General features: G+C 34.9%; 14 protein-coding genes. All 14 read right to left on the bottom strand.

All coding sequences use genetic code 11. The features are described 5' to 3' along the window. Nucleotides 1-53: 53 nt before the first annotated feature. Nucleotides 54-1133: a flagellar biosynthesis protein FlhB gene (flhB, locus tag HHU08_RS10155; RefSeq protein ID WP_016201139.1), complete on the bottom strand. Its 1080-nt coding sequence runs from the start codon at nt 1131-1133 to the stop codon at nt 54-56. Continuing rightward, nucleotides 1134-1913, bottom strand: coding sequence for a flagellar biosynthetic protein FliR (gene fliR / locus HHU08_RS10150; RefSeq protein ID WP_016201138.1), 780 nt, complete (start codon nt 1911-1913; stop codon nt 1134-1136). 7 nt (nt 1914-1920) lie between these two features. Beyond that, entirely contained in the window at nt 1921-2190 is a 270-nt protein-coding gene (gene fliQ, locus HHU08_RS10145; RefSeq protein WP_016201137.1) for a flagellar biosynthesis protein FliQ, read from the bottom strand. A gap of 12 nt (nt 2191-2202) precedes the next feature. Next, entirely contained in the window at nt 2203-2868 is a 666-nt protein-coding gene (gene fliP / locus HHU08_RS10140) for a flagellar type III secretion system pore protein FliP (protein WP_016201136.1), read from the bottom strand. Next, a complete protein-coding gene (locus HHU08_RS25680; RefSeq protein ID WP_016201135.1) occupies nt 2861-3607 on the bottom strand; it encodes a flagellar biosynthetic protein FliO in 747 nt (248 codons plus the stop codon). The genes fliP and HHU08_RS25680 overlap by 8 nt, the downstream gene beginning before the upstream one ends. A gap of 24 nt (nt 3608-3631) precedes the next feature. Continuing rightward, nucleotides 3632-3994 carry a response regulator gene (locus HHU08_RS10130; protein ID WP_016201134.1) on the bottom strand — a complete coding sequence of 121 codons (363 nt, stop codon included), beginning with the start codon at nt 3992-3994 and terminating at the stop codon, nt 3632-3634. Between the two features lie 21 nt (nt 3995-4015). Beyond that, entirely contained in the window at nt 4016-5242 is a 1227-nt protein-coding gene (fliY, locus tag HHU08_RS10125; RefSeq protein WP_016201133.1) for a flagellar motor switch phosphatase FliY, read from the bottom strand. After that, the gene (fliM, locus tag HHU08_RS10120) at nt 5232-6230 is read right to left on the bottom strand and encodes a flagellar motor switch protein FliM (RefSeq protein WP_016201132.1); all 999 of its coding nucleotides are present in this window, start codon (nt 6228-6230) and stop codon (nt 5232-5234) included. The genes fliY and fliM overlap by 11 nt, the downstream gene beginning before the upstream one ends. 32 nt (nt 6231-6262) lie before the next feature. Further along, the gene (gene fliL, locus HHU08_RS10115) at nt 6263-6691 is read right to left on the bottom strand and encodes a flagellar basal body-associated protein FliL (protein WP_016201131.1); all 429 of its coding nucleotides are present in this window, start codon (nt 6689-6691) and stop codon (nt 6263-6265) included. Then, nucleotides 6681-6902 carry a flagellar FlbD family protein gene (locus HHU08_RS10110; protein WP_016201130.1) on the bottom strand — a complete coding sequence of 74 codons (222 nt, stop codon included), beginning with the start codon at nt 6900-6902 and terminating at the stop codon, nt 6681-6683. The genes fliL and HHU08_RS10110 overlap by 11 nt, the downstream gene beginning before the upstream one ends. Before the next feature lie 52 nt (nt 6903-6954). Continuing rightward, complete coding sequence (gene flgG, locus HHU08_RS10105; protein ID WP_169188381.1) at nt 6955-7824, bottom strand: flagellar basal body rod protein FlgG; 870 nt, start codon at nt 7822-7824, stop codon at nt 6955-6957. A 75-nt stretch (nt 7825-7899) separates the two neighbouring features. Then, on the bottom strand, nt 7900-8304 hold the full coding sequence (locus tag HHU08_RS10100) for a TIGR02530 family flagellar biosynthesis protein (RefSeq protein WP_169188380.1): 405 nt from the start codon (nt 8302-8304) through the stop codon (nt 7900-7902). Nucleotides 8305-8316: 12 nt separating this feature from the next. Next, nucleotides 8317-8955 (bottom strand): flagellar hook assembly protein FlgD, encoded by a 639-nt coding sequence (gene flgD / locus HHU08_RS10095; protein WP_169188379.1) that lies wholly within the window; start codon nt 8953-8955, stop codon nt 8317-8319. A 14-nt stretch (nt 8956-8969) separates the two neighbouring features. Continuing rightward, entirely contained in the window at nt 8970-11357 is a 2388-nt protein-coding gene (locus HHU08_RS10090; protein WP_169188378.1) for a flagellar hook-length control protein FliK, read from the bottom strand. Between the last annotated feature and the right edge of the window lie 9 nt (nt 11358-11366).

The raw sequence follows: 11366 nt of genomic DNA, 5'->3' as shown, positions 1-11366 counted from the left end.
ATACATTTGTTTCTTTATTATTTACAATAATTCATTTACTAGTTATTCTTCCGTTATTTGTCTCTACTCTGGTAGACAAATGCAAGAATTTCTGCAACTGCTTTATAAAATTCTTCAGGCACTAGATCACCTATTTCTACTTGATTATACATAGCTCGTGCTAATGGACGATTTTCTACCATGACAACATTATTTTCTTTTGCAACTAATTTTATTTTTTGTGCTAGAAAATCTACCCCTTTTGCAACAACATAGGGTGCATCATACTTTTCTTCGTCATACTTTAAGCAAATAGCATAATGCGTTGGATTCGTAATAACGACATCAGCAGTAGGGACATCTTGCATCATACGGTGCATCGCCATTTCTCTCTGTTTCTGCTTAATTTTAGACCTTATTAGCGGATCTCCTTCCATGTTTTTGTATTCGTCTTTAATATCTTGTTTTGACATTCGTATATTTTTTTCATAGTCATAGCGCTGATACATATAATCCATAAGCGACAAAATTAAAAGCGACACAGAAGCATAAAGACCCATTTGCACCGTTAACTTCGCAATTGTTACGGCAATAGAACCAATAGATTTATGGGAAAGGATAAGAATTTCGTTCATTTTGCCCCATAAAACAGAAAATACCACGATACCGATTACCGTAATCTTTAGCAATGACTTCAATAGCTCTACGATCGAGCGCAGCGAGAACATCCTTTTAAATCCTGCAATAGGATTTATTTTCTCTAATTTAAATTTAATGGCTTCTGGAGAGAACAAAACACCAACCTGCATATAATTAGCAATGATGCCTCCTACCATAGCCGCTATTAGAATAGGACTCAACAAAAGTGCCACTTCTTTGACAATATCAAAAAACAATGTCTGGAGATTATTCACAGATAAATTAATGGACGAAAAGTCACTAAAGGTAAAGGTAAGAATGGACATTAATCCATTTAACAGGTATTCGCCTGTAAAACTTAGTACACCAAAAACAACTAAAAGAACAAGTGCTGTATTCACGTCCTGACTTTTTGCCACTTGTCCTTTTTTTCTCGTGTCTTGTCTTTTCTTTGGAGTTGCCTTTTCTGTTTTTTCTCCTGCAAAAAACTGGAGATCTAATGATAGGAGTTTCATTTAACCCGCTCCTCCTAAAATATTCATAATCCCCCTCATTGTCGTTACAATGGAAGAGAATAAATGAGATACTGTTGACATTAGTACACCCATTACAATAAAAAGAACAACTAAGCCTGCAATTATCTTGATGGGTACACCAACTACAAAGATATTTAACTGTGGTACAGTTCTTGCGACAATTCCCAAACCAACATCCACTAAAAAGATGCTTCCGACAACAGGAATCGACATCTGAAAAGCAATCATAAACATCAAACTGAATGTTTTTATGAGAAACTCCGCTAGCTCCCCGTTACCCAAGTTAATCCAGGGCTGTTCCAGCGGAATAAACTGATAACTATAATAGATACCATCCAGTAATAAATGATGTCCATTAGAAGCTAGTAAAAAGAACATGGCAATAATCGTTAAGTATTGACCTGTTAGAGGACTTTGCATCCCTGTTTGAGGATCTATGACGTTTGCGATCGCAAAACCCATTTGGAAATCAATAAATCCTCCTGCGATTTGAATTGCGGCAAATAACATGTATGCGGCAAATCCAATTAGCAGTCCGACCAAAGCTTCTTTAAGAATAAGAAAATAGTAACTTGTATCAATTGTTAATACTGGTACATCCATTCCCCAAAACATTACTAAAGATAAAAAAAATCCTAAACCTACTTTAAAAGTCGTAGGAATCGTCCGATAAGAAAATAAAGGTAGCATTAAAAAAAACGAAGTGACACGAACAAGAATTAAAAGAAATGCTGGGAAATTTGATAAAAGTTCATCCATCATTCTTCTATCCAATAAACCTTGTTAAATTTGAAAAAATATCTTTTGTATAGGAAAGCATATGACTCAGCATCCATGATCCAAAAAAAACAAGGCCAACAAGGACCGCCACAATTTTTGGTACAAATGCCAATGTTTGCTCTTGAATTTGTGTTGTTGCTTGAAAAATACTTATGATTAGCCCGACTGCTAATGCAATAATTAGCAGTGGACCGCTGATAATTAAAACGGTAAGGACACCTTTCTCAGCAATAGAAATAACCATTTCTTGTGACATATTTTCACCTTCTTAAAAACTTTCTAGCAGTGATTTTACAACTAAATACCAACCATCAACCATAATGAATAACAGAATTTTAAATGGCAATGAAATCATAACAGGCGGAAGCATCATCATCCCCATGGACATTAAAATACTTGCTACAACCATATCAATGACTAAGAATGGAATAAAAATCATAAACCCTATTTGAAAGGCTGTTTTTAATTCACTTATCGCAAAAGCAGGTACCAATGTCGTTAGCGGGATATCCTCAATCGATTCTGGAGCTTCTGCTTTAGAATAATTTAAAAATAAGGCTAAATCTTTCTGCCTCGTATGCTTGCTCATAAATTCTTTAAGGGGTAATGCAGCATTGTCATAAGCTTCTTCCAATGTTATTTCTTCATTAAACAATGGAGTTAATGCTTTATCATTCACTTCCTGAAAAGTAGGAGCCATAATAAAAAATGTCAAAAACAAAGCTAACCCTACGATTACTTGGTTAGGAGGCATTTGTTGTGTTGCAAGCGCCGTTCTGACAAAGGAAAGAACAATCACTATTCTCGTAAAGCTAGTTAGTAATATAATGATACTAGGTGCTAAAGAAAGGACGGTTAATAATAATAACAATTGAACAGAAGTAGAGACATTACCTGGGTCATTGTTATTAAAAAACTGCATAAACTCATTCATTTTTTTCTGACGATCCTTTCTTTTTCTTCTCTAGTACTTCCATCTTTTCCTTACGTTCACTTGATATTCGTTCTAATTCTTTTGACAAACGAATGGAAAAAGATTCTTTTGTCTTCGAAGTAGAAGGATTAGAAGTTACTATATTCTTCACCTTTGTCACAATATCGCTTGGTTGTACTAGCTGATCTAATTTTCGATTATACTCTTCCAATATTTCTTTGTACTCTTGTTCATCCTCAATCTCTTTTATTAATTGGATGCTATCCCCAACGCCTACTATTAATAGACGTTTTCCCACTTTGATTAATTGAATCGAACGATTGGCACCTAGTGCTGTACCACCAATATTTTCAATTATTTGCGAGCTTTTATATCCGTGGTTTCTTTTATTTATAAATCGTAAAATAAAATACATTAAAAACACGACAAAAATTGTTGCAAAAATCATCTTAACAAAGTCCCAAATCGTCACTCCTATAGAACTTTCTTCTTCCGCATTTGTTTCTTCAAGAAGTAAGTCTGATTGATCCGAATTTTGTTCATTGGTTTTAGAATCTTCTTCTACAGTATCTTTTTTAGTACCTTTTTCAGTATCTTCTTGAACATTATTCTCTTTCGATTCATTATGTAATATGTCATATACACTTTTATCAATTTGTTCTGCATAGGCTTGATTTCCAAAGCCTAGCAGAACAATGATGAGTAGTGAACATCGAATTAAGAAATTTGCTTTATTCACATTCGGCACCCTCTAATTTAATTTTTAGCCTAATGTTTTACTGATTGCTTCCAAGACACGATCTGCCTGGAATGGCTTAACAATAAAATCTTTTGCTCCAGCTTGTATTGCATCAATAACCATCGCTTGTTGTCCCATTGCTGAACACATAATAACTTTCGCATTCGGATTAATATTTTTGATTTCTTTTAATGCAGTAATTCCATCCATTTCTGGCATGGTGATATCCATTGTTACTAGATCTGGTTGTGTTTCCTTATATTTTTCAATTGCTTGCATGCCGTCGGCTGCTTCTCCTACGATCTCATATCCATTTTTAGATAGAATATCCTTGATCATCATACGCATAAAAGCTGCGTCATCAACGATTAGTATTTTTTGTGCCATTTTCCTCAAAACCCCCAAAAATTATTTTAAATTCTTTAATCGGTCCTTTTGACTAACAATATCGGTTACACGAACACCGAAATTCTCATCAATTACCACTACTTCCCCTTGTGCAACCAATCGATTATTTACAAGAATATCAACAGGTTCTCCAGCTAACTTGTCCAATTCAATAATAGACCCTGAAGATAATTCTAATATCTCTTTAACAGATCGTTTTGTTCTTCCAAGCTCAACCGTTACTTGTAAAGGAATATCTAACAACATATCCAAGTTCTTTGTTTCCGTAACCGTTTGAGGCGCTGTATCAAAATTAGAGAATCCTGCAGGTTGCACGTTTGGTGGTGGACCTTGTGTAGTATGATGTCCTGAGCCAAAATGTTGTTGCTGATGATTCACATTTGACGAAATGGAATTATTAGTATGAGTATTGACATGATTATTAGCCATTTCATTAGAAGCTTGCTGATAATTATTTGTCGAACGTGACTCTTGCATCGGTTCTTTTGGCTCATATACTGAATTATAATCGACTTCGGGAATATTGGAAACTTCTTCTTCTCCAATATCAGGATTTAATAATCCTTCCACTAACTTTTTCGCAAAAGAAAGCTGTAATAGTTGCATGATATTTGAATCAATTAACTCTCCAATCTTAATTCGAAAGGAAATTTTTGCGAAAATGTCTTCATCAGGAATCGACTCAGTTCCTTCCCCTTGATTAAAGTCTAAAATATCGATACTAGGAGGAGAAATATCAACTTTTTTGCTAAAAATGGTGGACATGGATGTAGCCGCAGAACCCATCATTTGGTTCATTGCTTCTTGCACTGCACTTAACTGTATTTCCCCCAGCATTTCTTTATCAGCATTTAATCCATCACCACCAAGCATTAAATCAGCAATAACAGCTGCATCGGCTTGCTCGATTACAAGCAAGTTCATGCCAGAGAATCCTTCTGTATAATTGACTCTTATTGCTACATATGGGTGTGGGAACTCCTCTGACAGCATATTTTTCGATATTACACTGACAGTTGGTGTTGTAATATCTACTTTTTGATTTAACAATGTAGATAGCGCAGTTGCTGAGCTACCGAAGGATATATTTCCAATTTCCCCTAAGGTATCTTTTTCTATATCCGATAAGTACTTTTCCACATCCAATTCTGGACTATCGTTCGTTACACTATCTCCCCTTAAGAGAGCATCAATTTCATCTTGTGAAAGCATATCCTTACTCACCATCTTCCTTCCCCTCCTCTAAAGTTCCTAATACTTGAACAGCCATTTTTTTATTTAACTTACCAGGTTGTCCAATAAATTTAGGAATATCTCCAACTTTAATGATTAAGGGTTGTTGTATCGTTTGATTCATTTCGATAACATCTCCAATATCCAACATTAAAAAATCTTGGATGGAAATATCAGATGTACCTAGTTCTGCGACTATTGGCACAATCGACTGCTGAATATTCTCTTCTAAACGAGAAGTAAATTCAGGTAATCTTTCTTTCTTCTCTGCCTGCATCCAATAATGGCCAGATAGCTTTGGCATGATAGGCTCTAATACGACATGCGGAATACAAATATTAATCATTCCACTTGTATCTCCAATTGTCGTACTCAAGGAAATTACCACTACTGTTTCATTCGGAGAAACCATTTGTAAAAACTGTGGATTCACTTCAAATTCAGCAAGACTTGGTTCAATATCTATTAGATCCTCCATAGCCTCTCTAAAATGATCAAAAGCACTTTCAAAAGTATTTGACATGATTTTTGTTTCAATTTCAGTCAAATTTTCTACTTTATTTATACTGCTGCCTCTTCCACCCATCATTCGATCCATCATGGCATAGGCTATGTTCGGATTAACTTCCATCAAGATTCTGCCTTCTAATGGAGGAACATCAAATACATTTAAAATCGTCATTTTTGGTATCGAACGAATGAACTCTTCATATGGAATTTGATCTGCTGAAGTAACAGATATTTGCACATATGTTCTTAATTGGGCAGAGAAAAAAGTTGTTAACAACCTAGCATAGTTTTCATGTATTCTTGTTAAACTGCGAATTTGATCTTTCGAAAATCTTAACGCTCTTTTGAAATCATATACCTTAACCTTTTTTTCCTGCTGCTCTTTTTTGAGCTCATCTGCATCCATTTCACCAGATGATAAAGCTGAAAGCAGGGCATCAATTTCATTTTGGGATAAAATATCAGCTGACAAAATTACTCACCTCCATCTTTTTCTCTTTTATTTTATTGGAGTAGAGAGTTTACAATATAAACTTGGACTACTTTGCCTTCTTGCATCAGTTCATTAATTTTATCCTTGAGATCACTCTCTAATTCAATTTGTCCATTTTTTCCTTTTAAATCTTCTGTATTCTTCTCAGATAATTCTTGAATAATGATATTCTTAACTTGGAAGTCTCTTTTTTCTAATTCTTCCTTTGCTTTCTTACTATCTGTCTGAATCTTAAAGGATATTCGGATGAAATTATCGGAAGCTAAATTTGTTGTAATTTCTTCAATATCTACAGATGACTCCAAGATTTCTTCGATCGAAGGTTCTTTTTCCTTTTGATCGCCAGTAAACTTCCATATATAAATGAAAGCTCCAGCTCCTGCCAGTGTAATAACTAGTAATAAAACGAGCATTATAATAATAACTTTATTATTCTTCATCGTCTTTCTCTCCCACATGCGGTAATCCGAAGAGGTTCACTTTTTGAAAAAAATGATTCATTCTCTCTAATACTTCCTCTTCACTTTCTTTAACAACAAATTTGTTTCCATTTGTTAAAGTAATTGTTGTATCAGGAAAAGATTCGACTGTCTCAATAAATAAGGCATTTAATAAAAACTTTTTTCCATTTAGTCGAGTTAAATGTATCATTTTTCATATGAGAGGCTAGCCTAATAGGTAGCCCCTCCCCCCTCCAATTAAATTATCGTTTTAAGTTAACTAATTCTTGAAGAATTTCATCAGAAGTGGTAATGATTTTTGTATTTGCTTGAAATCCTCTTTGTGAAACAATCATTTCCGTGAATTCTTCTGAAAGATCAACGTTTGACATTTCAAGGAATCCACTATTAATAGTTCCAGATCCCGCATTACCAGATAACACCAATCCACCAAATACGTTAGGAAGACCCGCTAATGAGCCGGAGTTATTTGATTCTTGATACATATTTGCACCAACTTTTGTTAAGCCCTCTGGGTTAGAAACTTTTGCCATTAAAATCTGCCCAGCATCTTGTGTATCTCCATTACTATCAACATAAGTAATCTTTCCATCTGCTGAAATACTGAAGCTTTGTGCTGTGTCTGGAATTTTCGTACCAGATACTGCGTTCGCCCCAGCTCTTGTTACACCTGCTTGTGTAAAACCAGTAATACCATTTGCAACTTGTAAAGTCATACCATTAGAACTTACAATATTTCGGTCCCCGTCCAAGTAGAAGTTACCTGATCTTGTAAAGAACGAAGAACCAGCACTATCTTCTACAACGAAATAACCTTCACCTGAAATAGCAAGATCTAGTACTCTTCCTGTTGTTTGCATGCTCCCTTGTGTAGCAATTGTGTCAATAGAAGAGATTTGTGATCCTAGACCGATTTGCTTTGGATTTATACCACCAGTTGTTGCAGACGGAGCAGTTGCACCAGCTGATGTCTGGCTTATTAAATCACTGAATGTTGTACGACCTTTTTTAAAGCCATACGTATTAACGTTTGAAATATTATTACCGATAACGTCTAATTTTGTTTGAAAGTTTTTCATTCCACTGATTCCTGAATATAAAGAACGTAACATTGATAATTATCTCCCTTCGAATGAACTGCCTCTATCACTCAGCAGTTATGGCCTCCATTTTATGGTCCAGCCTTTTTAATTCATAATGATTGTTCCATTTATATTAGTAAAAATTTGGTCTGTTGCTTCTTCCAGATCCATTGCCGTAATCACTGTATTGTTTTTAGCACTTACGATTAATGCAGCATTATTTAGAAGTACGAGCGATTCTTTAATTCCCATTTTTTTTGCTTGGGTGACTTTTTCTTCAATCGCCTTCCATTTATCAGCATCTATTTCAATTCCTCGTTGCTGTAGTCTCTCATTTGCATGTTTGCTGATATTCAGCGTATTTAAGGAAGAAATGGACTGATGTAAATGGCTAGAAAACGATGTGATTTTATTTTGCGTATTATGTGCATTAGATTTAGACTTAATCGCCTCAATACCATTTTTTATTGCATCATGTGATTTTATTGAAGGATAAATAGGCTTATCCATCCCAATCACTTCCTATTCAATTTTTGTAATTTGACTCGAAGTAATTTTACTTCCTGCTTCATCGTCTAACGTTAATTGTAATTGTCCATTTTTTAAGGATACAGACTGAACTGTATTACTTACTTCTTCCTTATTTCCATTTAAATAAGAGATGGTTTTTCCGATTAATTGACTTGCTTGTACCAAGTTATTTTCCGTTGCATTTGTACTCATACCTGAAATATTGGCAGGAGTTACTTTTGTTCCATCATTAAGCGTGAATACTACACTGTCATCTGTATAAGCAACAGAGAGTACTTTTCCACTACCAGAAGTTAGTGAACTATTCCCAGCTTTGTCTGTTTCAATCTTACTCCAGTTCACTTCTTGTCCTACAAATTGTCCGTAAGAAATTAAGTTTGACTGAGTTTGCAAGGAAATTAAGTTTGTCATGGCAGTATTCAAGTTTTGCATTTGTTCAAGGCTAGAGAACTGAGCCATTTGAGCAATAAACTCTTTATCATCCATGGGACTAGTAGGATCTTGGTTTTGCAATTGGGTAATTAATATTTTCAAGAAATCATCTTTTCCTAATACAGAGCTGCCAGTAGATGTCTGTGATTTCTGATAGTCTGATAAATACAGAGAAGGGTCATTAATGGTATTTGGCATGGTAATTTTCTCCTCTAGACGTCCATTTTTAATAATTCCTCGAAAAAGGAAGTTTTTTGGTTATTCTCCTCATCATCTGCTTCTTTCTTCTCTCTTTGTGATGGAGATTGATGTTGCTCTTGCTGTTGTTGCTGATCTTTTTGAAGTTTCTCCTGTTGTTGAGAAGACACGATGATATCTATTTTATCTACTTGCAGATTTTGGGCAGTAAATCCGTGTTTTAAACTAGTAAGCTGTTTATCTAACACTTCTTTCGCTTCAGCAGTTGTTGTAATAATTCTCGCAATCATATTTCCTTCATTTTGCGTCAATTCAATTCGAATCGAGCCTAAATGATCCGGTGCCAAACGAATAGATAGCTTTTGGGTATCTCCAATTTTTGTGAATGTACTATTTGCCAATAGTTTCGCAAACTGCTCTTCCACATTTTTTGGCTGTACCCCTGCTCCTGTATTAGAAAGTACCATTAGCGGTTGTTGTTTAACAAAAGTGCTTTGTATAGAGGGCAATATTTTTGTATCAACTTCTTCTAGATTCACTTCAGATGATTCCTTCAGACTTGTATTGGCTACTAACAATTCACTCGATTTTCTTATTGAACTTACCATGATAGGATTAATAACTTTCTGAACAACTGTTGAACTCTTTCCTTCTAATTGTTTATCCACCTCAGAAAGAATCGCCGAAATAATCGATTTAAGTTCATTACTCGATTGTGCTATACGATTTTCTCCTCTATCTGCTTGCGTAATATTTGGGAGACTTATTTGTGACGAAGTTAACTTCGCACTTGTTGGATTAGCTTCTCTAGTAATGAAAGTACCTTTTTCTTTTAGTAGTCGATTTTGCATTGCCAATAAGTTTGTATCAATCGTCGTATATCGTCTTTGAATATCTCCACGATCCTTACTAGCTGTTACTTGTTCTTCTACTGTTTCTTCGATCGAATTGGTATCTGGAGTATTGCTATTCTCCTTTACACTTTCCATACCGCTGTTTACAGTTTGGGACGGATGTAAGAGAGGTTTATCTGTTGTATCATGATTACCTTGATTGTCTGCACTAAAAAACTGACTAGTAGCTGTAGGATTGGTCTTTTGCTTTTCATTACTATCTGGTGTTGACATTTCTTCTATCGTATTAATCGCACTAGTTACGGAAGAAAAGCGATACTCTTTTGGATTTTCATTTTCGTAATGTAAGTCCCCTAACGGCTGTGAAATTACTTCAGCTTCTTGAGCGTCTCCCACCCACAATTCGTTAACACTCACAGATTTATCATTTGTCTTACTATGTTTATCAACTGTTTGATGCGTGATCTCTGCTTGATCAATTTTAATCAATCTACCCTCAGAAGATGTCCTAATTTCATCTTGGAATATCCCTACAGTAGTGAGTTCTCTTTCGGTTTGGTATGAATTATTACCGATAGTCAAAAGATTGTTAACATGCTTAATCGATGGAAAGCTTGTCTCTTTTTGATCATCCCGATTCTCATTGATATGTTCCTTATATCCAATATTAGGATTTACAATAATTTCTTCATTCCGATCAATCTGTTTTTCAGGAATATGCATATCGGACTTTATTTCTGGTTTCAAAGCTTGCGTATTAAACTGTTCTTCTGATGATGCTTCAACCTTTTGTACAGGTTGCTGCTTTAAGTTCGTCTCAGTCACCGGTAAACTATTCTCGGTTTGGGATAAGTTATTATATCTGCTGATAAAATTACTTTCATTTGAAATCCAATTTCCCTTAATAGAATCCTCATCTTTTTCCATATTCTTCATGGTATTAGATGAATTTTCTTCTACGACTTTATTTAATGACCGTATTAAACTCTGCAAATCATGAACTGTTTCCGCAACTTTACCCTTCAAAGACATGTCTGGAACCAGCATCTCTACTGTATTCTCAAGCATCTTTAAATCAATAAGCAAGATCGGTAACTCTGTATGATTAAACATATCCTGTGTTATCTCTGGATTACTTTGTTTCTTTAATACTTGAGTGATTTGATCTTCCATATTAATTAATAGGTCAGCTAGTATCTTAGTCTTTTCCGATGTATCTAAATGTGGGAAATCTTCCCCAGTAGAAAAATGATGATACGTAGTCAATAGATGTTCAAGATTTGATGATGGCTGGTCATTTCCTACATCCAAGTTACTTTTACCATCTAAACCGATACTCGCATCTGATGAGCTAGACAGAATTGTCAAAAGATCGTTTAACCCATCTTTTTTTTGATTATCCTTTTGGATTGGATTACTTTGTTCGCGATTTGTTTTTAAAGCATTTATCATAGATAAAAACTGTCCATCTATTTTTTCGCTTGTTACTTCTTGATTGCCACTCGCTAACTCCGTATTTCTCCATGAATTAATTAATCCTAGCTTCAATTTTTCACC

It is taken from the genome of Niallia alba (assembly GCF_012933555.1).
Classification (GTDB): domain Bacteria; phylum Bacillota; class Bacilli; order Bacillales; family Cytobacillaceae; genus Niallia; species Niallia alba.
The sequence above is the reverse complement of the archived record's forward strand: the minus strand, read 5'-3'. Positions and strand labels throughout refer to the sequence as shown.

What these genes read in the sequence shown, in the direction of transcription:
- flhB (WP_016201139.1), bottom strand. Translation starts at nt 1,133, where the DNA reads ATGAAACTCCTATCATTAGATCTCCAGTTTTTTGCAGGAGAAAAAACA.
- fliR (WP_016201138.1), bottom strand. Translation starts at nt 1,913, where the DNA reads ATGGATGAACTTTTATCAAATTTCCCAGCATTTCTTTTAATTCTTGTT.
- fliQ (WP_016201137.1), bottom strand. Translation starts at nt 2,190, where the DNA reads ATGTCACAAGAAATGGTTATTTCTATTGCTGAGAAAGGTGTCCTTACC.
- fliP (WP_016201136.1), bottom strand. Translation starts at nt 2,868, where the DNA reads ATGAATGAGTTTATGCAGTTTTTTAATAACAATGACCCAGGTAATGTC.
- HHU08_RS10130 (WP_016201134.1), bottom strand. Translation starts at nt 3,994, where the DNA reads ATGGCACAAAAAATACTAATCGTTGATGACGCAGCTTTTATGCGTATG.
- fliY (WP_016201133.1), bottom strand. Translation starts at nt 5,242, where the DNA reads ATGGTGAGTAAGGATATGCTTTCACAAGATGAAATTGATGCTCTCTTA.
- fliL (WP_016201131.1), bottom strand. Translation starts at nt 6,691, where the DNA reads ATGAAGAATAATAAAGTTATTATTATAATGCTCGTTTTATTACTAGTT.
- HHU08_RS10110 (WP_016201130.1), bottom strand. Translation starts at nt 6,902, where the DNA reads ATGATACATTTAACTCGACTAAATGGAAAAAAGTTTTTATTAAATGCC.
- flgG (WP_169188381.1), bottom strand. Translation starts at nt 7,824, where the DNA reads ATGTTACGTTCTTTATATTCAGGAATCAGTGGAATGAAAAACTTTCAA.
- HHU08_RS10100 (WP_169188380.1), bottom strand. Translation starts at nt 8,304, where the DNA reads ATGGATAAGCCTATTTATCCTTCAATAAAATCACATGATGCAATAAAA.
- flgD (WP_169188379.1), bottom strand. Translation starts at nt 8,955, where the DNA reads ATGCCAAATACCATTAATGACCCTTCTCTGTATTTATCAGACTATCAG.